We start from the raw sequence: 25,446 nt of genomic DNA, 5'->3' as shown, positions 1-25,446 counted from the left end.
TCATCTTGGCCTGCTTCAGATTGTACGGCTTGTACCGCGCCATCCGCCCCTCCCCATCACCTCAGCCGTCCGAACATCCCCCAGATGCTCGCTGACCCTTGATTTACACCGACCCGCGCAGTTTTTCTACAGCCTCAACGCCTTGCCGTTCAGGCGCGGCGTGCTTTTCGCCGTCGCCTCGAACGGCGGGTTAGGCAACGCAGGCCATACGCACCGCAGTTTGGAATCATCCGGACTCCGTCGCCGCCTCGGCGCTGTCCCGATCTGCCGACGACCGGACGATCGCAAGGATGTCGTCTATTACCCGGTTCTTCGCGGCGGCCTTGTCCTCGATCGCGTCGTGACTCTCCGCCAGGCGGATAGCCAGACCCAGTTGTTGGAGGCGGACCAGCTGGCCGTAATAGTACAAGGATCGCCGTTGAGTCTTGTTGTGGAGATATAGGTAGAGCCCGGAAATTACATTGATTACAACACCTGCAGCAGTGGAGAGGGAGGTTAGGAACGTGTCCGGCGTGCCTTCGCGAAGGTAGAAAATCCAAACGCCGGTGACGATGGTGGTCAGACCGCAGAACATTGCGAAGACGGCCCAGCGGAAACTCCCGCGCGCTTGCGACTGGTTGATGACATAGTACTCATTGAGCCGTTTCGAGTCCAGTTCAAGAGAAGCGTATGGGTCTCGAGACTGCCCGAGCGTTTCCTCAGCTTCCTTCCGCTCCGCCACCTCGGGTGGCTCACCCAGGAAGAGGTTGAATCGCGACCCGGACAGAATCACGGACATGAGAAGGCCAAAGCCTGCCGCAATCATGGGCGTTGATAGAGCGCGGGCGGAGTCGTGAAAGGCGATGAACGGCGAAAAGAGAAAAAGGAATCCACCGACGAAAAGTCCGATCGTGCCGAGCGCCCCCACGAAAGGGCGGACAAACCACCTGTCACGAAGGTAAGTCACTATTCCGACGATCAAGAGGTTTATCAGCGATCCCGACAACCGGATGTCGTATCGTGGGCCTCCTTCCGTTTGTGTCGCCGTGATCATATCTGCCCTGGAGTCACGCTACGTCGCTTAAGTACATCTCGGCGCCAGAACGAAATCGACAACCCCCCGCGAGTTCTCGCGGCATAGCACCTCCGCAAAACATGGCGTCCATACTGCACCCACGGCCCAGGAATCAACAGCTTGAGCGGCCGCTCATCGGGCAAACTCTCGACGTGTTGTGCAGCGGAAGTCTGCGCGCCAACGGCCTTGAAAAATGCACGTTCTCATAGGCAGAAGCAGAAACCCCCTCTCCCGCATCACTCGCAGGGAATTGCCGCGTGTCGGTCGCTTGAAGTTTTCAACGCGCTCTCAAGGAACACGGCTGCGCGTTACCGCTCCTACTCCGTGCACTCCGCCGGTTCGGGAGAAGTAGTCGGCTCACGATCCTCGCCAAGAATCTTCAGGTACTCGATCACCGCCCAGCGTTCGTCGTCGCTGAGTGTGGCGCCGTAGGCGTGGCCGGCGTTGGAGTTGCCGGTCAGCCGCGTGTCGAATTTGAAACCGCCGGCGAAGCGTTCGCTGCGAAAGCCGACGTACTGGGGGTCGAACTCTAAGTTTCCGGTGTAGAAGATGATGTCGCGTTGCTCGGGTGGCAACAGGAGTTGATAGAGATTCGGCACCGAGCCGTTGTGCAGGTATGGCGCGACGGACCAGACGCCGTCGAGCGGGCGCGCTTTGTACGCCAGCGGCGCCTGCACTTCGGCCTTGCGGCCGAAGCCGTCGAACTCCGCGCGCTGTTTCGCGTCGAGGCCAAGTTCGTCGTATTTCAGATCTTTCACGCGGTTCGCCACATACGCGAGCCCCTCACCGGCTGAGAGGTGGCGGAGCTTCGGGTTGCCGGGATCGAGTTTGCTCGCATCAGCAAACCAGTTGGCGAAATTTGTCGCCGCGGTCGGATCCGTACCCAGCACGGTGAGCGGGATGAGCGGCATGCACCATTCGTTGGCGGCGACGCAGTCCGTGCCGGGACAGCAGAGCGGCTGCGCATCGGGACAACCGTCCGGCGGCGCGGTGCACGGTTTCGGCGAGTGAGGCGCGTGACAGCCGGCGCAGTGTTGCTCGTAGACGTCGTGCCCGCGCGCGGCCTTGGCGCGCTCGATCGGGCCGAAAATATCTTCCGGCCATTTTGGCGGCTGCAAATGCGTCAGCGTGGTTTCGATGCAACGGAGATCCTTCACGCGCACCGTCGATTGGAAACTGGGTGGCAACGGCAACCCGCCTCCCGCAACCAGCTCGACCGGGGCGCGCACCCCCAAGGCTTCGCCGATGTTGCGCATCATCGGCTGGCGCACCGAACCGTTCCACTGCACCCAATCGAAACGCCAGATGTCCCACAGATGCGGCAGATGAACGGGGGCGTTCATCACGTGATAGTTCTTCGGTGTTTCGAGCCGAGTGGCGAAGAGTTGGTTATTGATGCGCCCCAATGCGTCGGTGCGCCCAAAGCCGTCCGCAGTCGGATAGAGGTGATGGTACCACTCGGTGAATCCCTCCGACAGAAACCCCGACAGCATCTTCCAGAACTCGCGGCGCAGATGTTCCTTGCCTTCTGGGTATCGCACGCCGAGGACCTTGCGAGCGAAGCGGTTGAACTTCGGCGGCCAGTAGTAGGTGACGACCTCACTCTCGACCACTTCAGTAAAGAACTTGAAGAAGTCGTGCGGTGCCGGCCCGCCGTCGATGCGGATACCGCGGCCTTGGTAATTCAGTTGTGCGGTGTGGCAGGCCGCGCAGGTGACGTCCAACATCTCTTCGCCAGTTTGCGGATTGAAGTGCTTGGCGAAGCCGACGGGGAGTTGGTCAGGATTGGCGGCAGCGTCGTTGGTCAAGAAGCGAAAGCGCGCGAGATGTTCCGGCGCGGCGAGGTGCTCCGTCCCAACCGGCCGTTCGAGCGCGAGCAGCCATCGGTAACGCATGCCGAACAACTCGGTGCCTTGCGGAGTCTGGTAGTACGCTTGCCGCTGCGTCCCACTCCAGCCTTGATCGAGGTGGACGATGTCGACGCGTTGGTACTTGGGGAGGGCCGCGCAGCCGGTCACGCTCAACACGAGCGCCAACGCAGCGATCATTGTGGGCTTTGCACAAGACGTTCGCCGCCCCTCGATACGCCGCCCTTCGATACGAAGCCTGCGGCTTCCACTCAGTGCGGCTACTCGGGGAAGCGGTGCTCTCTTGGAGAGCCCAATGCCCGTTTGCCCGAGTAGATCGCGAAATGATCGTATCGAGGGCCTTCTTGTGCAAAGCCGCCCCCAGGAGAGAGAACCTTCGCTGCCCCGCCGTTCATTCTTGCCCGCGGCGCGGATGTCTCCGATGCTCGGCACTAGGCACTCGCCCCGAGCGCGGTTGGCGCACTCTCCGCACGTGCCTGGAGTTGCAGCGCGTCCCGCTCGACGCCGCCGAACCCATACGTGCGCGCGGCGACCAGCGCACGCTCGATCAACGGGCGCGCGCGCGCCGCATCGCCTGATTGCTGTCTTTGCAGCAGCATCGCGGCCCAGTCGAGTTCGGTCTGCGCGAGCCAGTATGGGGCGCGGATGTGCTCGTGGACCGCGAACGCCTCGACGAAGTGCGATTCGGCGGCATCGTAGCGACCCAGCGTGGTGGCGAGCTCACCGAGATAGAGCGCCACGCAGCCGTGGCTGGTGGTGCCGTTCGACTCGACTTGGTCGTGCCAGGGCGCGAGCCGATCGTAGAGGACCGCCGCCGCGTCGGTGTGGTGGACCTTCGCCGCCACGCGCGCCCACGAGGTCATCTCGGTCATCCACGTCAACACGTAGGGATGATCGGCGAAGTCGTTGGCCACCGCGTTCGCCAGCAAACGCGCGGCGTCGTCGGTGCGACCCAGCGCACAATAGTAGTACGACACCATGGCGAAGAACTGGCGCGGCATGTCCGGCCGGTCGCGAACCTGATCGAGCATCGACTCCATCTCGGCCACGCGACCCTGCACGCCCCGCGTCGGCCAGAGCTGCGAGACGTACATCGCCAGCGCGTCGGGTTGTCCCGTCGCTTGACCGATCTCGAACGACTCGGTGAACAGCCGCTCGGCTTCGGCCGTCTGCCCGGCCAGCAACGCGCGCATCGACTTGTCGCGGGTCAGCACCCAACGCTGCGTCGGCTGGCAGAGATCGTCATCTAGGTTTTCCAGAGTGCGCAACCAGCGATCGGCCTCGTCGATGTCCCCGGCGGTCAGCATGGTGTGGAAGCGGTGCGAGTAGGCATACCAGCGATCGATGGGATCGCCGAGCTGCTCGGCGAGGTGAACATACTCGTTGGTCGCATCGAGGCGTTCGGCGTGCGCATCGGGTGTCCAAATGGCGACGAAGCGGGTGCGGAAGATGAACGCCAGCGTGGTTGGATCGCCGAGGCGACGCGCCAGCTCGATCGCCTCGCGATCGAGCGCGCGAATGCGCGCCGACTGGTTTGAGTACGCCAACTCGCACACCAGTGTGCCGAGCACGCGCGCGCGCGCCGCGCTATCCGCCGGGCCGAGCGCCGTCAGCGCGACTTCGAGCATCTCCACTCGTTCGGCATCGACGCGGCCGGCCACCGGGTAACCGCGGGTGTTGGCGAGCACCGCCCGAACCAGACGATCGGCATCGCCGGCGGCGGCGGCGGCGCGCGCGGCGTCGAGTAGGGTGCTGCGATAGGCGCCGTCACCCGCGTCGCGCTGCGCGCCACCCAGTCGGACGAGCAACTCGCGGCGATCCCCCGGCGTCGCGTTGCCGAGCAAGTCGAGCGCGCGATGGTAGTAGATCGCCGCTTGATCGTAGGCCAATTTGCTCAGTGCGTGATCGCCAGCCTGCGTGCAATAGCGCACCGCCTGGCTGGCGTCGCCACGGACCGCGGCTTGGCTGTAGTGATTGGCCAACGCGGTCACATCATCGGGACGGCGCGCGAGGACGGCGTCGGCCACGCGCCGGTGCAGGCGCGCCCGACGCGTCTCGCCGAGGGATTCGTACAGCGTCGCGCGCACCAACGCGTGCGCGAAGCGATAGCCATCGACGCCGGTTTCCTCGACCAGCCGCGCCGCCACCGCCGACTCGAGCGCGGCGAGCAGCCGCTCCTCATCGTAGTCGCCGAGGGTCGCCAGCACCGCGAGATCGAAATCGCGCCCGATCACCGCGGCCAATGTCAGAATCTCGGTCGCCGCGCCGGGCAAGCGATCCAAGCGCCGGCCAATCACCTCGCGCACGCTGTCCGGAATCCCGAACTCCGCCAGCGGGCGCGCGTTCGCCCAACGCTCGTCGCGCCGCACCAGCGCGCCCGACTCCACCAAGTGGCGCAGCACTTCGCCGACGAAGAACGGGTTACCCTCGGTTTCTTCGTAAACCGCGTGGGCGAGGCCGTGCCCCATCGTCTCGAGCGAGTGCCCCGCCGCGCGCTCCAAGAAGGCGGCAACCCCGGCTTCATCGAGCCCCGCGAGCGTGAGCCGCTCGACGCCATCGGCGCGGCGCAGGTCGGCAAGAACGGCAGTGAGCGGATGATCGCGGTCGATGTCGGTATCGCGATGGGTTCCGACGATCAGCAAACGTCCCGACTCTCCGGCGCGTGCGATGTGTCGCAACAGCAACAGTGTGGGCTTGGCCGCCCAGTGTAAGTCGTCGAGCACCAACACCATTGGGCGTTCCGTTGCTGCCGTCGTCAACCACGCGGCGACGGCGTCGAACAAGCGATAGCGCTCGGTGTCAGGATCGGAGCGCAATGATGGAGGTAGATCAGTCACCTTGTTGGCAAGCGTGGGCACGAGCCGCACCAACTCGCCGGCGTAACGACCGAGTTGCGCGCGCAAGCGCTCGATCGGAGTGTGTTCGATGAAGGCGGCGAGGGCTTCGACGAAGGGCTGAAACGGCACGCCCATATCCTCGTCGCAGCGGCCGTACAACACGCTGGCGCCATCGCGGTGAGCGAGCCGCGCGGTCTCGGCCGCCAAGCGCGTCTTGCCGATGCCGGGCTCACCGGCGACGAACACCACGCGGTGCGTACCAGCGGCGACCTGCTGCCAGGTGGCGGTCATCGCCGCCAATTCTGCCTCGCGGCCAGCGAACTGAAACTGCTCGCCGCCCGCCAGCAGTGGCGGCAACGGAATCGGCGATGTGGCTGCGGACGCCTGTGGCAGCGGCTCCCATGACACGCGGTGAGCGGTCACCGGCTCCTCGATGCCCTTGAGCGTCAGCTCGCCCAGCGCGGTGAACGCGTGACCGCGCCCGCGCGCCATCAATCGAACAACTTCGGAGACGACGATCTGTCCCGCGGTGGCGGCCGCGCACAATCGTGCCGCCTCGACGACCGGTGGTCCGTAGAAATCGCTGTCCTCGCGACTGGCTTCACCCGACGACGCGCCGACACGCATGGCGAGCGGCAACGCCGCCAATTGCCGGGCGTGGAGGTCGGCGGCTTGCTGCATCGCCACGGCACAGGAGAGCGCATCGGCCGCGCTGGCGAAGGTCACCATCAGTCCGTCCCCGGTGGTTTTCACCTCCGTTCCGTTGTGCGCCGCTACCGCAGCGCGCAGCGCGCTGAAGTGATCCTGTCGGAGCGTCTCGTACGCATCATGGCCAAGCGCGGTCGCCAGCTCGGTTGAGCCGACGAGATCGGTAAACACTACCGTGATCGTCTCTGTGCGCGCCATCTAGCCCCGCCGTGTCTCTATGTGATCCAACTCCACCGCTCTGGACCTGTCTAAGGCGTGCCGTTCTCGGGGTCAAGCGAACGCGGATCGCGCAAGTCGATGAGTGAGCATCCATCACCCTCTCCCAGAGGGGGCTTTGCCTCAAAAGTGCTTCTTGCCCATCAAGGCGGAGCCTTGCCCAAAAAGGGACTTTGCGGCCCAAAGAACAAGCGCAGTTAGCGTCGCGACGGGGCTTGCAGAACATATGGAGACGGTGGCGCGGGGGTACTGGCGTCAGGCGTTGTGACTTTGCGGGGTTGGGCGTGTGGATCGCCGCACTCCTTCTTCAAAGCAGTCCAGTGGTAGCCGGATTGTATGACGTGCAAAATGTCCGTATCCCCGCCAACGTCGTTGGGAAATGCGGTCTCGTGATCCTTGATCAATCCAGTGATGATTTGTTCAACCGTTTCAGTACCCGTCCACGAGTGATGCCGCATCTCGTACAGATCGATCGTCACTTCGTCGCCAAGCGGAATGAACCCGCTAACTGGGCACTTCGGGGGGCAACTCTCGCGATCAACGTGAATCGTGAACGGCGGGGTAGCTGTTCCATCGGGCACAATCGTGAAGTCACTCCGAATGATCGTCAGTGCGCCATCGATTACACCAAATATCAACGCTGTCTCAAAGGGGCTGCCATTGACACAGTGCGATTTCCAGTAGGAAGAATCGCTCATCCTCAGAGTATTGGCGTGTGGGAGAAGCCAAGTGACCATGTTGCCTTCGATGTTCGACATTCGCTCGCTCGTTGTATCTCCATCCATCCAACCCTCACCAGCGGCGATGTAGGGGCTGTCACTGGATATACTACCATCCAGGCCAGTGATTGCCGCAAATGCATTGCTTCCGATCGGCCGAATCTTGCACGCCGCGAAGGTCGGCGTCCGCGCCGTGCCTTGATGCCGAACCGTCATGCTGTCAGCCCCGACGATAATTTCGTCTGGCGACCAATGCGCGATGATGCAGGTCGCGTTCGCGCGGGCTACAGCAAGAAGGAAGAAAACAAATACCATCCAGGTTGGATGATTCGCACAAGGGACGTTCAGACGTGCTGGTTCCAACTTGAGGTGGACCACAAGGGGATAGTTATAGACTTGGACTGCGAAGACGTTGATGTCAGTAATGGCGGTGAGGTCTGGTTTCATCTGATCGGCAGGAAGTGCTTGGATCGCTTACCACCATATGCCGGGCCAATTCCAATTGTCGCACCTATGCCGGAAAGCTCGGATTGACTCCAAACTCGTGCATCGAATGAACCACACACACGATATTGTAAGCGAGCACCTTCAACAGCAGTTCGTTGACCTGAGCGATTGGCGTTCGGCTGCGCACGAAGTCCCCGAACTTCCGCTTCATCGCGGAGAAGGTCGATTCAACGTTGCTGCGCTTATGGTACGCCTTCAGAAATTCGTCGCGGTTCAAAGCGTAGTAGTGATACAGGCGGTTCCACGTCTCGTTCTTCGTGGTGCCGACCGCGTAGGACTTGAAGGGGATGAACGGAACCGCGCCCTTGCTCTCGGTCAGTTCCAAATTCGCGCGGCTGGAATATGCCTTGTCTCCGAGCACGCGCTGAACGTTGAAGTGCTGCGCGGTCGCTTCGATCAGGGGTGCAAACTGCGGCGAGTCTTGGCTATTGCGCGGCGTCACTTCCACCGCCGCAATGACGTTGGTGTTCACTCCGCACACGGCGTGCAGCTTCAACCAATCGTGCTCGCGTCGTGTCGCCTTTGCGCCGTACTTCTCCGCGCGCCACACGCCCATCAGTTGCGTGCTGGTAAATCCAGTCGAATCAATCGCGAAGTCGGTTTCGACCGCGCGCAGCGGCAGCGCACTGCGTGTCACCATGTCGCGGATGATCGGGGTCAGTTCCTCCGATTCGAGGTAGTTGAAAATCGAGTTGTAGCAGGGAAGCTGCGAAATCAATCCATCAGCGTGTGCTTCGCGCAGGTCCGTCATGAATCGGCGTGCGGACACAGTGCTGTAGACCTTGAAGCCAGCGGAAAAGATCATGTCGGCCAGCGGCAAGCGCGGACGCCCCATGCTCTGCGGTGGTTCGGGGATTCCCGCGCACAGATCGCGCAGCAGTTTGACGAAGGTCGCCTTCTCGCTGACTTGCGCGGCGTTGTAGGCGGGCCAGTTTTGCGCGTAGGTGACGCGCACGGCGGCGGTCTCGGTAATCACGGTGGTGTCACCATCGGTCACCGTTTCGCGCCGCATCACGAACTCGACCGCAAAGACGTGTTTGCAGGGTTGCTGCCGTTCCTCGAAATCGGGGCAGGTACAGTGCTTGGTATCGCCGTCGATGGTGACACCGTAGCGGCCCTTGTCGGACTGCGAGGGCACGACCCACATAGCGCCCTTCTTGGTGATCTGTTTCGTTGCCGCGATTTCGAGTCCCCGTTGTTGCCGTCCGTCCATTTCCATTCTGCTCACTCCTATTTGTTACTACCAATAGTAACACCAAATAGGGGGGCTTGTCAATACCATTGGGAACGGTTATTAGTAATCCCCAATGGGAGGCCGCAGCTATGGCGAAGGACGCGAAGCCGATCGGTGAGGTCAAGTTGGATGGGTGCCGGTGTCGGTGCGGGTGGGAGTGGCTACCGAGACTCAACCCCGAAACCGAAGCGCGGGAACGGCCGACTGTGTGCCCGCGTTGCAAGTCGCCGCGCTGGGACAAGCCGAAACAGGCCGAACGTTCCCGGTAGATTTTACGTGCGCAGCGATCTATATCTTTCATGTCCGTCCGGGCCACGCCGAAGTGCCGTCAAGCTGTTCGGCCTGGCCATAGGGAGCGGGGCGGGTGGGATTTGGACCCACGGCCGTGTTCTGAGCACGGCGCCCGATTTACAGTCGGGTGGTTTCAACCGCTCACCCACCGCCCCGCATCTCTTCCAAGGCGAATTGCCACCTTGTCGTCTTAACCACCTAGTCGGGTTTCCTTCTCTCGGCCGCGCGTTGGATTTCGAGCTGCTCGACATCGCGCAGAAGGAAAATGCGCACGCCCGAGAGTGTGCGAAGCGATGGCAACTTTCCTTGCGTCGCAATGTGTCGAACCGTTGCGGGGACTATGCCGAGTCGCTTTGCAACATCGGCAACCGTCAGAAGCGTTTCACCTTCAATCGCCACCGCCACCTCCATACGAAGCATCAAATGCCGTTGCAGCTTGTAGCAACCACATCGAGCCGGGCTTACGGTACTTCTTCGCCGAGTGAGTGCAAGAAAAAAATGCGAGTTGCAGAAGAAACTTTTTGCTTGCCCAAAAAGTCTCGAACTTGCCCAAAATGTCGGCTAGAAATTCGAGTTCTTAGGCAAAGCCCCCAGAGGGAGAGGGAACCTGATTTGCGTCGCGCAATCGCTCCAGTCGCACAATCTCACGCGCCATCCCGAGGGTGTGGGCGGCATCGAGACCCGCAGCAATCAGTTCTGCGGCGCGCGCCGCATCTTCCGGACCACGCCGCGACAGCAGCATCGCCGCGTACGCGCGCTGGGTGGACACGACGCTCGCCGGGGCGCCGATCCGGGTATTGGTCGCAAGCGCGCGTTCGAAGTGCTGCTGCGCCTCGTCCCAGCACCGCAGACACGCGGCAAGCAGGCCACAGGGGTAGGCAAACGAGCCCAGGCACAAGATCGTGTTGGACATGACAGCGACTTGGTGCGCGAGCGGATCGATCTGCGGGTAGAGCAGTGCGGCGGCGCGTTGATCACGCAGATAGTCGCAAGTTTCGCTGAGACGGAACATCGCGACGCTCCACGTCCAATCGAGCGGAAACACGAAGTCGCGCGCGCCGAGAATCTCAAAATGTTTGCGCGCATCATCAAGTTGATCGATCTCGCAATACAGGAGGGCGAGCCCAGCGCGCCAGGCGGGAATATTGGGCATGGCCTCGACATTGGCGCGCAGCGTGTCGGCAAATTCCGCGAAACGCCCCTGATCGTGACGAAGTACGTAGAGCTGCGAGCCGAGCACCGCGGTGGAGTCTTGATTGCCACCGGCCACGCCGACCTCGAAAGCGGCGAAGGCCGCGCGCTCGGCATCGGGGTCGCAGTGCACGATCAGCCACATCGTGCGCGCGTGCTGCACCAGCAGACGATAGAAGGGCTGGTGCAACGCCTCGGCGAACTCGTGCATCCGCTCAACCGCATCGTGGGCACCGTTGCCGTCGCCGGATTCGAGCAACGCGCCGGCGCGATGGAAGGCGGCGAAGAAGCCCAGCTCGTAACTGTCCAACTGTTCCGCTCGCTGCTTCAGCTCCGCGATGAGAGCGAGTCGCTCGGGGAGCGTTGCGGGGTCGTTGATTGCAAAAACATGCGAGGCCAGCACCGAACCGAGTGCTGCGGGATCGTCGAGTCGGCGAGCCATGGCGAGCGCATCCGCCGCTATTGTGCTCCGACGTGTATGGTCCGGCGTGAAGATCAGTTCGACGGCGAGCTGGCCGAGCAACCGCGCGTGCAGCAGGCTGTCGCGACCTTCGAGCGCCGCGCTCGCTTCGGTATAGAGCTGGATCAGCGCCGGATCGGCTCCAAGAACGCTGGTGAAGTATCCGCCCGGGCGCGCGCTGCCGAGCGCGGCGAGACCCAAGCGCGTTGGGTCCCGCAACCGGCGCGCCAGCGCCGCGGCGCTCGCCATCACGTCACGATAGCGCGCGTCGCTGGCGCGCCGTTGGGCATCACCCAAGGCGAGCAACAGATCGCACCGCAATTGTTCGGTCGCGTCGTCGTGCGATTCGAGGACGGCGAGGGCCGCTTCATAGTGTGCGGCGGCTTGCTCGTACGCCAGACTCGCCAGCGCCTGATCGCCCGCCTGCTGGGCGTACGCGACGGCCTTGCTGACATCGGCCACGCGCGCCGCATGGAGCCCGCGGATCCAATGGTGCGCCAGTTCGTCGATCCGAGTACCCGGCGTGGACTGCGTGAGCGCTTCGAGCGCTTCGCCGGCGCGGCGGTGCAGGCGAGCGCGGCGCGCCGCGCTGAAGGCTTCATACAGCGCGGTGCGAATCAGCGCGTGGCTGAAACTGAAATGCCCTGGACGACCGCCGACTTCGTGAATCAGGGCCGCGGCGGACGCTTCGTCGAGCGCGTCGAGCGCATCGTCCTCGCTGGTGTCGGCGATGCGCGCGAGCAGTGCGAGGTCGAAGTTGCGCCCGATGACCGCCGCGAGGCTCAGGATACGGCCGGTGGCGTCCGACAGCCGTGCGACCCGGCGGCCGATGACCTCGCGAACGCTGTCGGGAATCCCGAGCCCGCCGATGTGGCCACGGTACGTCCACCGGCCACCTTCTTGGAACACGGCGCCCGACTCGACGAGATGACGGAGAATCTCGGTGACGAAGAACGGGCTCCCGTCGGTCTCCTGTTGAATCGCCTGTGCGAGCGCGATGCCGGCGTCGGTGAGTTCATGACCGGCCAGAGCGCTGATCAGCGCAACCACTGCGTCGTCGCCGAGTCCGCGCACGACGAGACGCTCGACGCCGTTTTCGCGCCGCAGATCGGCGAGCAACGGGGTGAGAGGATGGGTGCGCGATACGTCGCTGTCGCGATAGGTCGCCACCATGAGTAACCGCAATGGCCGGTGCGAACGCACGAGGTGGCGGAACAGCAACACCTCGGGCTGGGCGGCCCAGTGCAAGTCGTCGAGGATGAGCAGAATTGGGCGCTCTTGTGAGGCAGCGGACAGGAGGCCGGCGGCGGCCTCGAACATCAGGTAGCGCTCGGTTTCCGGCTCAGCCGATTGCGGTGCCGGCAGATCGATCACGCGATTCGCCAGTTCAGGGACCAACCGGGCGAGTTCGCCGCCGTGAGCGCGCACGTGCGCGGCGAGCACCGCCTCGGGCGCATGCGCGACGTAGTGCTGGAGCGCTTCAACAAACGGCCGATACGGCAGACCGATCTCTTCGTCGCAGCTTCCGAACAAAACGATGGCGCCTTCGGCGTGCACGGCGCGTGCGGCTTCGGTCGCCAAGCGGGTCTTGCCGATACCCGCCTCGCCTGCGAGCAAAACCAGTTGTCGTTCTCCGGCGCGCGCTTTGGTCCAACACTCGCGCAGCAGCATCTGTTCGGTCGTGCGGCCGAAGAGTGCCAGCGGCTCGACCGTTGCGAAGCGCGGCGGCAGCGGGATCGTCACCTGCGACGTCGCATCCGCAAGCGGTTCCCACGCCACAGCGTACGCGGTCACCGGCTCGGCCAATCCCTTCAACGTGAGGTCACCCAGGCGACTGAAACCGTGGCCGCGCCCGCGCGCCATCAGCCTGACGACATCGCCGACGACGATCTGTCCCGCGGCCGCAGCCGCGCACAACCGCGCGGCTTCAACCACCGGCAACCCGAAGAGGTCGTTGTCCTCGCGACTCGCTTCACCCGACGACGCGCCGACGCGAATGGCGAACGGCTCCGACGGCGTGCGGCGCGCGTGTTGGTCGGTCGCCTGTTGCAAAGCGATCGCGCACGCCACCGCATCGGCCGCGCCGGCGAAGGCCAGCATCAAGCCGTCGCCCGTGGTCTTCACCTCCGATCCGTTGTGCGCCACGACGGCCGCACGCAACGCCCGGAAGTGTTCTTGGCGAAGTTGTTCGTACGCGTCGTGCCCGAGCCGCCCAGCCAGTTCAGTCGAGCCCACCAAATCGGTGAACACCACGGTGACGGTTTCGCTGCGGGCCATCGGTTAGCGGCTGCCTTCTCCGAGCAGGCACGTCCGCCTCAGCGCGGGCCACACTGCGGCGGCTCGGGTGGCGACGGCAGCGGTCGATCCTCGCCGCTGATTTTCAAAAATTCGAGTAACGCCCAGCGGTCGGCGTCGGACATATCGGTGCCGTACTCATGTCCGCTATTGGCGTTGCCCACGTCGCTGGTGCGAAAGCGAAAGCCACCGCGAAAGCGTGTCGATTCATAGCCCACATGCTTCGGGTCGTACGCAAAGTTGCCGGCGAAAAAAGTCGCGTCACGCTGCGCCGCTGGCAAGAGCAACTGATAGAGGTTCGGCACCGAGCCATTGTGCAGATATGGCGGCGTGGCCCAAATGCCGTCGAGCGGTGCAGCGCGGTACATGCGCGGCGCGCGAACTTCGTCGGGACGGCCGAGGCCGTCGAACTCCTTGCGTTGCGCGGCGGTCAGGCCGATCTCGTCGTACTGGCGGCTGATCACGCGACTGGTGATGTAGCGCAGTCCATCGGCCGCCGAGATGTGGCGCAACGACGGATCGGACGGATCGAGCTTGCTGAGATCGACGGTCCGCTTCGCGAAGTTGTCGGCGGCGCGCGGATCGGTGCCGATCTGATCGACGGGGAACAGCGCGACCTGCCACTCCGGCAGCGTGGTGGTCGGCGCGGCCGAGTGCGGCGGATACCAACCGGTGTGGTACTCGGCGACGCGGGGATCGTGACATGACGCGCAGAACTGGTCATAGAGCTCCTTGCCGTGCGCCGCCTGCGGACGGTCGATCGTCCCGAGAACGTTTTCCGGCCAACGCGGCGTCTGCAATTTAGCGAGCGTGGTCTCGATGCAGTGAAGGGCGGCAACCTCGACGGTCGATTGGTAGCGCTCGGCCTCGGGAAGCACCTCACCGTTAGCGTTCACGAGTGCGAGCGGCGCATCCAAACCGAGCGCGGTGCCGGCGTTGCGCAGCATCGGCTGATGGATCGAGCCGTTCCACTGCGCCCAGTCGAGCAACCAGATGTCCCACAGGTGCGGGATGCTGACCGGCGCGTCGGCGCGGCCGTAGTTGGCGGGCACTTGCAGCCGGTCAGCGAACAGCGCGTTGCTGATGCGGCCGAGCGCGTCGGTGCGGCCGAAGCCGTCCTGCGTCAGCGACTGCCCGTGATACCACTGGGTGAAGCCTTCGGAAAGAAACGTGTGGAGGACGGATCCGAAGGCGTGGCGTAGCTCGCACTTGCCGTCGGGATAGCGCACGCCCAAGACCTTCTGGGCGAAGTGATCGAACTTCCAGGGCAGGATGTAGGTGGTGAGCTGCGCCACGACCAACGCCTGGAGAAACTGGTTCATGTCATGCATACCGGCGCCGCCGTCGATGCGGATACCTTGCCCGCCATAGTTGATCTGACCCGAGTGACAGGTCGCACAACTGAGATCGAGCATATCGTCACCGGTGTTCGGATCGCGATGCTTGGTGAAGCCCACCGGCAACTGATCGGGGTTACCAACCGGATCGTCGTCGATGAGGAAACCGAATTGTGCCAGATGGTCGGGCGCGGCAAAGCGCTGCGACCCGACTGGCCGCTCCAGCGCCAGCAGCCATTGATAGCGCATGCCGAGCAACTCCATGCCCTGCGGCGTGCGGTAGTACGATTGCCGCTCGTGTGCGGTCCAACCTTGATCCAAGTAGACGATCGGCACGCGCTGGCGCTGCGGCAGCACCGTGCACTGAGCGCTGAGCAGCGCGAGTAGCGTCGTCGCAATCACGTAGTGGCCGCGCATCGCACCCCCCGATTCTCGTGACTCTTGGCTGGTGACTCCTACTTCTTGGTTCGCCTCGTCGGCCCGTCACATGCGAAAGACGCCGACCTTGGGATCGGGTATGGGGGCATTGAGCGCCATCGCGATCCCGAGCGCCAACACGGAGCGCGTATCGGGAGGATCGAGCACACCGTCATCCCAGATGCGCGCAGTGGAGTAGTAGGCGCTGGCTTCCTCGTCATACTTGGCCAGCACCGGGGCCATGAGTTGCTGCTGCTCATCGTCAGACAACGATGCGCCGCGCGCTTTGAGCTGTTCGATCTTGACCGTCAGCAGCGTTTGCGCCGCCTGTTCGCCGCCCATCACCGAGATGCGCGAGTGCGGCCACATGAACAACAGCCGCGGCCCATAGGCGCGGCCGCACATGCCGTAGTTGCCGGCGCCGTGTGACGCGCCGATGATCACGGTGAACTTCGGCACCTGGGCGGTGGCGACCGCATGCACCAGCTTCGCCCCGTCCTTCGTAATGCCGCCATGCTCGTACTGCTTGCCGACCATGAAGCCGGTGATGTGTTGCAAGAACAGCAGCGGGATCTTGCGCTGGCAACACAGCTCGATGAAGTGCGTCGCCTTCAGACTCGATTCGGAGAACAGCACGCCGTTGTTGCCGAGGATGCCGATTGGGTAACCGTGGAGGCGCGCAAAGCCGGTCACCAAGGTCATGCCGTAGCGCGGCTTGAATTCGTGAAAGCGGCTGCCATCAACGAGGCGCGCGATCACTTCGCGAACGTCGAACGGCTGGCGCGTGTCGCGCGGCAGCACGCCGTAGAGTTCTTGCGGATCATAGGCGGGTTCTTCGGGTGGATCGACCGCGAGTGCGAACTTCGCCGGACGCGGCAAGTTGAGAAACACTTCACGCGCGAGCGCGAGTGCGTGGGCGTCATCGCCGGCGAGATGATCCGAGACCCCGGAGATGCGCGTGTGCACGTCACCACCGCCGAGTTCTTCGACGGTGACCACTTCCCCGGTGGCCGCTTTCACCAGGGGTGGGCCGCCGAGAAAGATCGCGCCCTGCCCGCGCACGATGATGTTCTCGTCGCACATCGCCGGCACGTACGCCCCACCGGCGGTGCTGAACCCCATCACGACGGCGACCTGCGGAATGCCCATCGCCGACATGATCGCTTCGTTGTAGAAGATGCGGCCGCCGTGGCTCTCGTCGGCGAACAGGTCGGCCTGCAAGGGGAGAAACGCGCCGCCGGAATCGACGAGATAGACGCACGGCAAGCGGTTCTCCATCGCGATCTTCTGCGCCCGTAGCTGCTTCTTGACGGAGATGGGATAGAGCGTGCCGCCTTTTACTGTCGCGTCGTTCGCGATGATCAATGCCTCTCGGCCTTGGATGACGCCAACGCCCGTGACCATGCCCGAGCACGGGGCGTCGTTGTCGTACATGTCGAACGCCGCCAACGGCGACAATTCGAGAAACGGCGTCCCGGGATCGAGCAGGTGTTCGATGCGGTCGCGCACCAGCAGTTTGCCGCGCTGGATGTGCTTTTGGCGAACCGGCTCCGGCCCACCCTGCCGCACGGTGGCGAGCCGCGCCCGCAACTCAGCGGCGAGCCCGCGATGGTGCGCGGCGTTCGCCTGAAACGACGAATCGGACGGACGAATTTTCGTTTCGATACGCTGCATCGGATGGCAGCGGCCTAACGCTTCACCCAGGCCGGCTTGCGCTTTTCGAGAAACGCCGCCATGCCTTCTTGCGCCTCAGCCCCGGTACGGATGCGGGCGATGATGTCTGCGGTGAACGGCTTCGCGTCGGCGAGCGAACGATCCGCGACGCCGCGCAGCAGCGCCTTCGCCACACCCAACGCTTCGGGCGCGCACTGATTCAATGTCGCGAGCAGTTGCGCGATGGCACTGTCCACATCTTCCATCGACGGGCAGACGTCATCGAGCAGACCCCACGCCTGCGCCTGTTGGGCGGAGAACACTTCGCCGGTGAGAAAGAGCCGGCGGCAGCGCGCCTCGCCGAGCTTCTTGATGCAGTAGGGCGATATCACCGCGGGCACCACGCCGAGCCGCACTTCGGTGAAGGCGAAGCTGGCCGCCGTCGCACCGATGGCGAAGTCGCACGCCGCAATCAACCCGACGCCACCGCCACGGGCGGGTCCGTTGACGCGCGCAATGACTGGGCGCGGAAACTCGTACAGCGCCGCGAACAGCTCGGCGGTGCGAGTCGCATCGCGCACGTTGTCGTCGAACGAGGCACCCTTCATGCGGCGCATCCAGTTCAAGTCCGCGCCGGCGGAAAAGACCTTGCCTTCCGCCGCCAACACGACCGCGCGCAGATCGCCGTCGCGGCGACATTCCGCGAGCGCGCTGATCACCCGTTCGGCGACTTCGTCGTTGAGTGCGTTGCCGACTTCCGGACGGGCTAGGGTGAGGCGAGCGATGCCGTTCGAACTTTCGACGTGCAGCATGCGGCGCCCTTAGCAGCGTTTAGCGCCGCACTCAAATTGCGTGGCCACAGCCATCGTGCAGTCATCGGGCCACCATCGCACTTCGGTCTCCTCAAGCATCCGGCAGTCGACTCAGGCGCTCGATCAAAAGCCGCTTGCTGAACTTCCCCGGCCCGGTGCGCGGAATCTCGTCGACGAAGACAATCTCCGATGGCACTTTGTGCGGGGCCAACCCGGCGCGCGCAAATTGGCGCAGCTCATCGGCCGACACCGCTGAGTCCGCTACGCGCGTCACCGCGGCAACCACCCGTTCACCCTGATCGGCATCCGGAATGCCAACGACGGCCACCTCACACACGCCCGGATGGGATTGCAGATGACTTTCGATCTCAACGGCGCTCACCTTGAAGCCGCGCGTCTTGACGATATCGACCGAACGGCGCCCGGTAATGCGGATCATGCCGTCCGCTTCGCGCACGGCCAGGTCGCCCGAGCGAAAGAACTCGCCAACGAACGCCCGCGCCGTTTCTTCAGGCCGTTTCCAATAGCCACTGAAAAGGTTCGGCCCGCGGATAAGCAACTCGCCTTGCTCACCCTCGGCAACCTCGCACAGTTCGCCGCGATCGGCTGCATCCACGTCGCCGATCCGAACCTCAATCCCCGGCAGCGGCCGTCCCACTACACCGGCGCGGCGCGGGCCTTCGTACGGCGCGGCGATCATGAATCCACCCTCACTCATTCCAAAGCGCTCAAGAATCTGGTGACCGAAGCGTTGCTCGAAGCGGCTGAAGGTCGCTGCCGTCAAGGGCGCCGAGCCCGACACCCACACACGCATCGACGACAGATCGTGCGCACGCAGCGTTTCCTCTGGCAATCCGACGAGCCGGTTGTACATCGTCGGCACGCCGAAAAAGAGCGTGATGCGATGTCGTTCGATATCCTGGGGCACCCCTTCAGCCACAAAGCGTTCGCGCAACACGATTTGCGATCCCACCAGCAACGATCCCAGAATGCCCAGCGCGAGGCCGTGCAGATGAAAGCAGGGCAACGTCAGCAGTAGACGATCCGCAGCCGTCCACCGCCATGCTCTCGAAACAGTCTCCAGATTCGAGACCAATGCCCGGTGCGACAACGTCGCCCCTTTTGGTTTGGCTGTGGTACCCGATGTATAAACGAGAAGCGCTGGGTCATCTGGCGCCACCGACTGCGCAGATTCCGGGAGGTCGCAGCCGATCGGCAGCCTCGTTTGCACGCGTCGCTCCTCGATACCGTCGGCAGCGCGCAACAGCGCTGCTTGTTCTGGATGCGTGTATACCAACGCCGCTCCTGAATCGCGCACGACGTAGGCTGCTTCGTCGGCCGTGTACGCCGGATTCAGCGGCACCAGGACCGCGCCGGCGTACAAGACCCCGAGCACGGCCTCGATGAGTTCCGGCGAATTCCGCAGTCCAACCGCAACCCGCTCGCCCTTTTGGATTCCATACCCGGTGAGCCCACCTGCCACCGTGCGTGCCGCCTGAAGCAGCTCGCCGCGTTGGTACTCGCGGTCACCCCAGCTCAGCAGAGTCGCATCGGTCGTAGCCTGAGGATGCTCAAAGATGCGGGCTGAGAGTGTCTCCGTAGGCACCCGTTCCTCCCTGATCGTGTCGACCGCTCGCCCGAAAAAAAAGGGGCGAGGCCTTGCGACCTCGCCCCTTTTGATCACGTTGCCGTGAAGACTGTTACGGCAAGGTAATGCGGTCCGCGGCGCTCCGCTGGCCCTGATAGTGCACGTTCACGTCAGCCGAGTGATTGCCGTTGTTCAGCACCGGCGAATTCGTCGCGTGAAACTCGAGGGCGACGGCCAGCAGGCCGCTGCCGATTGGTGTCACACGCGTCTGCCCGACGAGGGTTCCGGCCACCCCGACGTTGAAGATCGAGTTCTCCGGTTGGGTGGTGTCGATGCTCGACAATCCGGTTGCACGGAAGCACTGAACCGTATTGCTGGTGGAAAAGCGCTGCTCGAACTCGTTGAAGACCAAGTACTGAGCAATCGCCGCACCCGGGATCTGCTGCAATAGGTTTTCCGTGCAGGGTACAAACACCGGCCACGTGAAGATTTGGAGGTCCGTATCGGCCGGGTTGATCGCCGCGTCGAAGAAGTGATTCAGGATGAGGACGTTGGGACAGCCCTCGTAGTCGCCTTGGCCGGCAGGGCTGTTCTGCAGCGTCAGGACGTTCTCATTGGCATCGCTGTTGCCCTCCGCGAGCGCCTTGATGCCGATCGCGTTGTACTTCGCTACGTCGAGGCTACCTTCTTCAGCAGTCTCCAGCGTCGCTTGTCCAATCAAAACGTTGGCTGCGCTACCGCGCACCGGTACCCCCGTGGTCTGATCGACAACGATGCACTTCAACTCGCCCTGGAACGGAGTCTCGGGCACCGGAAGAATGCGTGTTCCGGCATTGCTCTGAAAACGAGTGACCCCTGAAGGAGCCGTCGGATCCTTCGGCCCCCGACGCGAGACGCCATCTAATGGAATGCAAGGCTCACCTGCGTCCGCGCTTGGCGTGGTGCAGAAGTCCTTCAAACCATCGGAAGCCTCCCAAGCGATCGGCTGACGCCCGGTCAGGACGATATTGAAATCAGTTTCATTCCACGCCGGCAAGCAGAAACCACAGCCATCCCCGCCACAGCACTGCGCGCCGACTTGGCAAACATCGCCGCTGTTGCTGCAGTGGCTATTGGCGTTGAGGTAAAAGCAGTGGACTACCACCGGATTGGTGCTGGTGTTGCTGAGTTGAATGAGCGTGTCATCGGCGAATGGTGCTAAGGAGTCGGTATCCTTGGTCACACTCACAATTGGCCACACCACGATCGCCGCCGCCTGATCGGAGGTCACGTCCGCACGTGTTGCATGCGGCGCTCCCACGACGAGCACAGTCGCCACCGCAGCCGCCCACCTTGCCCATCTCACATGTCGCATGTTCGTCTCCTTTCCCTATCCCAAGCCGCGACCGCCGTTACGGCTCGGGCACCACCAGGTCAGGCTGGAAGGTGATGGTGTCACTCCGCGCGCTGTCCGGGTTATCCTCGATGTGCGGATTGAAGGCGGCACTCGCGGTGTGGATATCATCGCTCGTATTGATCTGCACCTGGTGGAATTCCTCGGCAACCATGAGGACACCGCCGGTGCCGACTGCACGGATGCGGGTCTGCGCAAAATCAGTCGTCAACGCCACACGCCCGAAGGCCTGTTCGTTGATGTCGGCGAGATCAGCGTTCTCCCAACACGTCACCGTCGTCGACGCCGAGAAGCTGGTCTCGAACTCATTGGTGACCGAGAATTGGATAACAACCGAAGCCGCCTTCTTGTTTTCGAGGTCTTCGGTGCAGGGAACTATCGTCAACTCGGTGCCCACGTTGTTGACCTCAGGGCTTTCGTCGTCGGCTATCGGATCTGCGGCGCCATCCGCAAAGTGATTCAAGATCCAAATGTCCGGACAGGCGTTGTACTCGGCGCCTGACGGGCAGATATCGGGGCCACTATCGCCCAGACACAGCACGTTGTCGGTGTCGATCTCTACTCCTGAGTTGTGGAGGATGCCGATACCGTTGTACTTGGCCACGTCGCCGGTATCTGTATTGACCAGCGTCGCTTCGCCTTTGAGATGGTCGCCACCGACTGGCTGGCCGGTTGCGTCGACTTCGATGCAGCGCAGCTCACCGGTGAAATCCTCGGCGGTTGGCGGCACGAAGCCCGGGTCGAGGCCGACGCCGTAGCACGAGCCGTTGGAGTCAGCGCACGACGTCGAGTTGTCGGTGGGATCGGCCTCGCGGCCGGTCGACGCGACCCACACGGTCGGCTGCTGCTTGGTCAACCAGATGTCGAAGTCCAACTCGTTCCAGACCGGGTCGTTGATCCCGGGAATCTGGGGCGAGTTTGGATCCGCCAGCGCGCCATTGATGTAGTAGCAGTGCGCATGGACCATCGAGTTGTTGGTGTTGGTCAACTGAATGATGGTGTCGCGCGTGCTGGTGGTGATCACCTTCGGAAACACCACGATCGACGCGCTGCGCTCGGTCGTGACGTCGGCACCGGCTACACCAGCCAGCAGCCCCAGCGCACCCGCCACCATCAGCGCTTGCCTCATGAACCCGACTCGCTCTCGCTGCCTACGCATTACCCTCCTCCTTTCAATCACTCAGCGCCGAAATGGGCGTGGCGCAAAACCCCCCAAATAGGTGTCGGCCTTATATCGACGAGGTCCAAACTTGTCAAGTCAAAAGCAACCATTCCAACCATCCGCCAAAGGAAATCAATTCTCCGGCGGCAAGAAAATCAAATCGGCCTGCGGACGGCGACCCTGGGAATGCAGGTTCATCGCCGCCGTACCGAGGATGTGAGTGCCGCAATCCGTGGCCCCCGTGCCGAAACAACGAAACTCGCGTGCGATGCCCATCAGCGCGTCACCGTGATTCGGATCATCGGTGGCGACACCGCGTATCCGCGTCTGACCCGTCAGCGTACCGTTGACGGCGGCGCTGAAGATCGAATTGGCGTTGAACTCGGTGTCGATGTTCGAGAGTTGGATGTCCTTGAAACAGGTCACCGACTTGCTGGTCGAAAAGCGCTGCTCCAATTCGTTGATGACGAGGAACTGTACGGTGACCGGCTTCGGGGCTTGGCGCAGGTAGTCTTGGCTGCACGGAACGAGGGTCAGATCGGTGACGATATCGCCCTGATCTATCGGATCTCGCGCGCCATCAAAGAAATGATCTAGGAGCAAAATGTTGGCGCAGCCATCGTACTCGGCGCCGTTGGGGCAATTGTCGTTGGGCTGACACTGCACGCTGCAGGAATCACCATCCGCACAATCGCCGTCCGAAAAACAACTGCGGTTGTGTTGGCCGCGGCATTGGCCAGGGGTGCAGCCGCCGAGGCACAAGGTGAGGTCGCGAGTCGTTTGCGTTCCCACAATCGATTTCAAGCCGACCGCATTGTAGCCATCGACATCCGGGCCCTCCGGACCTCCTCCAAGTCCCTGGGTCTGGTCCTTCACAATGAGTGCTTCACCGGCGATGTCATTGCGCTCGACCGGGCCGAATTCATCAACCGCGATGCATTGGAGATAGCCGACGAACTCATCGTGCGGCACCGGCAGGATATTGCTGCCTTGGTTGCTCTGCCCATTCGGCCCACGTCGCGTAACACCATCGAGCTGGAAACAGGGCTGATCCGGATCCGCCGTGACTCGGCAATCACGCATACCTTGCGAAATACGCCAGCCGATCGGCTGCCGGCCTGTCAAGATGATGCGAAAGTCGGTCTCGCTCCAATGATCCTCAACGCAGTCACCCTCGCAACGTCCGTCCTGACCCACCCGCGCCGCGCAATTGCCCGGACCGTTCACGCACCGCGGCGTCGCATCGACGAAGAAGCAGTGCAACATCAGCGGACTGGTGGACGTGTTGGTCAGGCGGATCAGGGTATCGATGTGATTTATGGAATCGACGACCAGCTTCGGAAACACGACAATCGCGGCTGGCTGGTCGGACGAAACTTCCGCAGGCACTCGGCTGCCGACGAGCAGCAGTACGCTTGCAACCAATGCGGGCCAGCATCGCCCTACTCGCATGCGTCGGCTCCTCGTCGTCATTCGCCCGGCCGCTCTCATCACGGACCCTCCGGGATCGTGATGACGTCCGCCGTGGCGCGCTCACCGATGGTGTACAGATTGAACGCGGCGCGGCCGGTGATCGGCGCAAGACGGTGAAATTCTTCCGCCACCGCCAAAATACCGCCAGAAGAATCCTTTATCGGGATCATGCGCGTCTGCAGGAACCGGGACCCGACCGTGTCGACATCGAACACGACGGAGTTCACTTCACTCAGTTCGAAGTTCCCCCAGCACGTCACCGTCGTGCTGGCCGAAAACGTCTCCTCGAATTCGTTGGTGACTTGGAATTGCACGACCACGCTGGAGGGCTTTTGGGCCTCGAAATTTTCCGTGCACGGCACGATGGTCACCTCGGTCAGCACTTCGGATTTGTCCCCGAGCTGTGGGTTGTCCGCGTGCGTCGCAAAATTGGTGAGCAAGGTTGTCTGGGGGCACGCGTTGTATTCAGCGCCGCGCACGCACTGAGACGTGACCCCGCCGCCGAGGCAGAGGACGTTGTTAGCGTCATTAGTGTCGAGTCCGACGACCGCCAGCGCGCTATACTTGCTCACATCGCCAAAGTCGTTTGTCCCGCCAGCCTGGAGGACGACCAGCGTCGCCTCGCCCTTGAGATGGTTGCCACTGATCGGCGCACCCGAGGAATCGACCTCGATGCACTTTAACTCGCCAACGAAATCGGGCGGCACCGGCGGCACCCGCCCGGGGTCCAAGCCAGCGTCGTTGCACTCATCCACGGTCGTCGTACACTCCGGATCAAGCGGAAAGATTCGTCGCCCCAGCGACGCGACCCAGTGGGTCGGCTGCTGCTTGGTCAGCCAAATGTCGAAATCAACTTCTTGCCACTTCGGCACCAAACCCTGTTGCGGCGGTGGCGCCGGCTCCAGCGCCGCATTGACGTAGAAACAATGGGCGTGAACCATCGAGTTGGAGACGTTGGAAATCTGAATGATCGTGTCCCGCGTTCCGCTCGCAATGATCTTCGGCCAGATGATGATCGAGCCCGGTCGCTCCGTGGTAACCTCGGCGAACGCCGGTCCGGCCACGATGGCGACCGCCATCAGTGCTCTGAACCACGCACTTCGCAGTCCCCACTTGCGCGCCATCCACGCTCTCCTTCCGCCACGATCAGATTGGGACTCGTTTACCACGTAGACCTGACCCCGCCCTCGCACACAGCCCCTCACAGGACTCGGGCTTATAGTTCCCGAACCCAACGGTGTCAAGCAAAATATGGGGAAAGCCATCTAGCCACGCGGCTTTACGCAGCCCAGTCGATTGGGGTCAGCCATTGCGTGTAGCGTGCCTCTGCCCCAGTGGTGACTTGCGCAAACGCACGTTGCAACCGTTGAGTGATCTCACCCGGTCGGCCGGAACCGACCTGCCGATCATCGACCTCGCGCACTGGGGTCACTTCAGCGGCGGTGCCGGTCATGAACACCTCGCCGGCGATGTACAACTCGTCGCGGGTGAAACGTTCCTCGCGCACCACGATCCCCTCCGCGGCCAGCAACGTCATCACGGTGTCGCGCGTGATGCCGGGCAACACCGCGCCCAAGGCCGTCGTCTTCACCACGCCGCGCCGCACCAGGAAGATGTTCTCACCGCTGCACTCGGCGACGTAGCCGTCGGTGTCGAGCATCAACGCTTCGTCGTAACCGAGCCGGCGGGCCTCGACGGCGGCCAAGATCGAATTGACGTAGTGGCCGACCGCCTTCGCGTTGCTCATCAACGTGTTCACGTGGAAGCGTTGGAACGATGATGTCTTCAGCCGAATGCCCTGGCGGACGCCTTCTTCACCGAGATATGCGCCCCACTTCCATGCGATCACCGCCACGCGCACGGGATTGTGCACCGCCGCAAGCCCCATCTCACCTTCGCCGAGAAAGACGATCGGCCGGATGTAGCATGCCCGCAATCCGTTCACTTTGACTGCCGTAACGCATGCCTGAGCAATTTGCTCGCGGCTGAACGGTATCTGCAGCCCGAGAATGTGTGCGCCGTCGAACAATCGATCGATATGCTCCGACAATCGGAAGATCGCGGAACGTTGAGCACCAGTTTGGTAGCAGCGAATGCCTTCAAACACGCCGAGACCGTAGTGCAACGTGTGCGTCAGCACGTGGACGTTCGCGGCGTCCCACGGCACCAACTGTCCGTCGAGCCAAATTTGATCGCACTTCTCCATATTTCTACTCACCCGCCACGCCGGC

Annotated in this window: 16 protein-coding genes and 1 tRNA gene; all 17 read right to left on the bottom strand. The window is 62.9% G+C overall.

Going from position 1 to position 25,446, the window contains the following annotated elements; genetic code table 11:
• Positions 1–226: 226 nt before the first annotated feature.
• The gene (locus tag HYR72_27250) at positions 227–1,033 is read right to left on the bottom strand and encodes a hypothetical protein (protein MBI1818697.1); all 807 of its coding nucleotides are present in this window, start codon (positions 1,031–1,033) and stop codon (positions 227–229) included.
• Positions 1,034–1,371: 338 nt separating this feature from the next.
• On the bottom strand, positions 1,372–3,102 hold the full coding sequence (locus tag HYR72_27245; GenBank protein MBI1818696.1) for a cytochrome c: 1,731 nt from the start codon (positions 3,100–3,102) through the stop codon (positions 1,372–1,374).
• Positions 3,103–3,353: 251 nt separating this feature from the next.
• Positions 3,354–6,665 carry an AAA family ATPase gene (locus tag HYR72_27240; GenBank protein MBI1818695.1) on the bottom strand — a complete coding sequence of 1,104 codons (3,312 nt, stop codon included), beginning with the start codon at positions 6,663–6,665 and terminating at the stop codon, positions 3,354–3,356.
• Between the two features lie 215 nt (positions 6,666–6,880).
• Positions 6,881–7,849 carry a hypothetical protein gene (locus HYR72_27235; GenBank protein ID MBI1818694.1) on the bottom strand — a complete coding sequence of 323 codons (969 nt, stop codon included), beginning with the start codon at positions 7,847–7,849 and terminating at the stop codon, positions 6,881–6,883.
• Positions 7,850–7,913: 64 nt separating this feature from the next.
• Entirely contained in the window at positions 7,914–9,128 is a 1,215-nt protein-coding gene (locus HYR72_27230; protein MBI1818693.1) for a transposase, read from the bottom strand.
• Positions 9,129–9,499: 371 nt separating this feature from the next.
• Positions 9,500–9,589 (bottom strand) — tRNA-Tyr (locus HYR72_27225).
• Between the two features lie 43 nt (positions 9,590–9,632).
• Complete coding sequence (locus HYR72_27220) at positions 9,633–9,845, bottom strand: helix-turn-helix domain-containing protein (protein MBI1818692.1); 213 nt, start codon at positions 9,843–9,845, stop codon at positions 9,633–9,635.
• A gap of 166 nt (positions 9,846–10,011) precedes the next feature.
• Positions 10,012–13,362: an AAA family ATPase gene (locus HYR72_27215; GenBank protein ID MBI1818691.1), complete on the bottom strand. Its 3,351-nt coding sequence runs from the start codon at positions 13,360–13,362 to the stop codon at positions 10,012–10,014.
• 38 nt (positions 13,363–13,400) lie between these two features.
• The gene (locus HYR72_27210; protein MBI1818690.1) at positions 13,401–15,134 is read right to left on the bottom strand and encodes a hypothetical protein; all 1,734 of its coding nucleotides are present in this window, start codon (positions 15,132–15,134) and stop codon (positions 13,401–13,403) included.
• A 66-nt stretch (positions 15,135–15,200) separates the two neighbouring features.
• The gene (locus HYR72_27205; protein MBI1818689.1) at positions 15,201–16,808 is read right to left on the bottom strand and encodes a methylcrotonoyl-CoA carboxylase; all 1,608 of its coding nucleotides are present in this window, start codon (positions 16,806–16,808) and stop codon (positions 15,201–15,203) included.
• 14 nt (positions 16,809–16,822) lie between these two features.
• A complete protein-coding gene (locus tag HYR72_27200) occupies positions 16,823–17,599 on the bottom strand; it encodes an enoyl-CoA hydratase/isomerase family protein (GenBank protein MBI1818688.1) in 777 nt (258 codons plus the stop codon).
• A 91-nt stretch (positions 17,600–17,690) separates the two neighbouring features.
• Positions 17,691–19,205, bottom strand: a complete 1,515-nt coding sequence (locus HYR72_27195; GenBank protein MBI1818687.1) for an AMP-binding protein — start codon at positions 19,203–19,205, stop codon at positions 17,691–17,693.
• 94 nt (positions 19,206–19,299) lie between these two features.
• The gene (locus HYR72_27190) at positions 19,300–20,541 is read right to left on the bottom strand and encodes a hypothetical protein (GenBank protein ID MBI1818686.1); all 1,242 of its coding nucleotides are present in this window, start codon (positions 20,539–20,541) and stop codon (positions 19,300–19,302) included.
• A 37-nt stretch (positions 20,542–20,578) separates the two neighbouring features.
• Positions 20,579–21,739, bottom strand: coding sequence for a hypothetical protein (locus tag HYR72_27185; GenBank protein ID MBI1818685.1), 1,161 nt, complete (start codon positions 21,737–21,739; stop codon positions 20,579–20,581).
• 135 nt (positions 21,740–21,874) lie between these two features.
• Positions 21,875–23,194, bottom strand: coding sequence for a hypothetical protein (locus tag HYR72_27180; GenBank protein MBI1818684.1), 1,320 nt, complete (start codon positions 23,192–23,194; stop codon positions 21,875–21,877).
• Positions 23,195–23,232: 38 nt separating this feature from the next.
• Positions 23,233–24,339, bottom strand: coding sequence for a hypothetical protein (locus HYR72_27175; GenBank protein ID MBI1818683.1), 1,107 nt, complete (start codon positions 24,337–24,339; stop codon positions 23,233–23,235).
• Positions 24,340–24,494: 155 nt separating this feature from the next.
• The gene (locus HYR72_27170) at positions 24,495–25,421 is read right to left on the bottom strand and encodes a branched-chain amino acid transaminase (protein MBI1818682.1); all 927 of its coding nucleotides are present in this window, start codon (positions 25,419–25,421) and stop codon (positions 24,495–24,497) included.
• Between the last annotated feature and the right edge of the window lie 25 nt (positions 25,422–25,446).

The organism is Deltaproteobacteria bacterium (assembly GCA_016178705.1).
Taxonomy (GTDB): domain Bacteria; phylum Desulfobacterota; class Binatia; order HRBIN30; family JACQVA1; genus JACOST01.
The sequence above is the reverse complement of the archived record's forward strand: the minus strand, read 5'-3'. Positions and strand labels throughout refer to the sequence as shown.

Bases quoted from the DNA above. Each gene is read 5' to 3' on its own strand.
- HYR72_27250 (MBI1818697.1), bottom strand. From the start codon at position 1,033: ATGATCACGGCGACACAAACGGAAGGAGGCCCACGATACGACATCCGG.
- HYR72_27245 (MBI1818696.1), bottom strand. From the start codon at position 3,102: ATGATCGCTGCGTTGGCGCTCGTGTTGAGCGTGACCGGCTGCGCGGCC.
- HYR72_27240 (MBI1818695.1), bottom strand. From the start codon at position 6,665: ATGGCGCGCACAGAGACGATCACGGTAGTGTTTACCGATCTCGTCGGC.
- HYR72_27235 (MBI1818694.1), bottom strand. From the start codon at position 7,849: ATGAAACCAGACCTCACCGCCATTACTGACATCAACGTCTTCGCAGTC.
- HYR72_27230 (MBI1818693.1), bottom strand. From the start codon at position 9,128: ATGGAAATGGACGGACGGCAACAACGGGGACTCGAAATCGCGGCAACG.
- HYR72_27220 (MBI1818692.1), bottom strand. From the start codon at position 9,845: ATGGAGGTGGCGGTGGCGATTGAAGGTGAAACGCTTCTGACGGTTGCC.
- HYR72_27215 (MBI1818691.1), bottom strand. From the start codon at position 13,362: ATGGCCCGCAGCGAAACCGTCACCGTGGTGTTCACCGATTTGGTGGGC.
- HYR72_27210 (MBI1818690.1), bottom strand. From the start codon at position 15,134: ATGCGCGGCCACTACGTGATTGCGACGACGCTACTCGCGCTGCTCAGC.
- HYR72_27205 (MBI1818689.1), bottom strand. From the start codon at position 16,808: ATGCAGCGTATCGAAACGAAAATTCGTCCGTCCGATTCGTCGTTTCAG.
- HYR72_27200 (MBI1818688.1), bottom strand. From the start codon at position 17,599: ATGCTGCACGTCGAAAGTTCGAACGGCATCGCTCGCCTCACCCTAGCC.
- HYR72_27190 (MBI1818686.1), bottom strand. From the start codon at position 20,541: ATGCGACATGTGAGATGGGCAAGGTGGGCGGCTGCGGTGGCGACTGTG.
- HYR72_27185 (MBI1818685.1), bottom strand. From the start codon at position 21,739: ATGCGTAGGCAGCGAGAGCGAGTCGGGTTCATGAGGCAAGCGCTGATG.
- HYR72_27180 (MBI1818684.1), bottom strand. From the start codon at position 23,194: ATGCGAGTAGGGCGATGCTGGCCCGCATTGGTTGCAAGCGTACTGCTG.
- HYR72_27175 (MBI1818683.1), bottom strand. From the start codon at position 24,339: ATGGCGCGCAAGTGGGGACTGCGAAGTGCGTGGTTCAGAGCACTGATG.
- HYR72_27170 (MBI1818682.1), bottom strand. From the start codon at position 25,421: ATGGAGAAGTGCGATCAAATTTGGCTCGACGGACAGTTGGTGCCGTGG.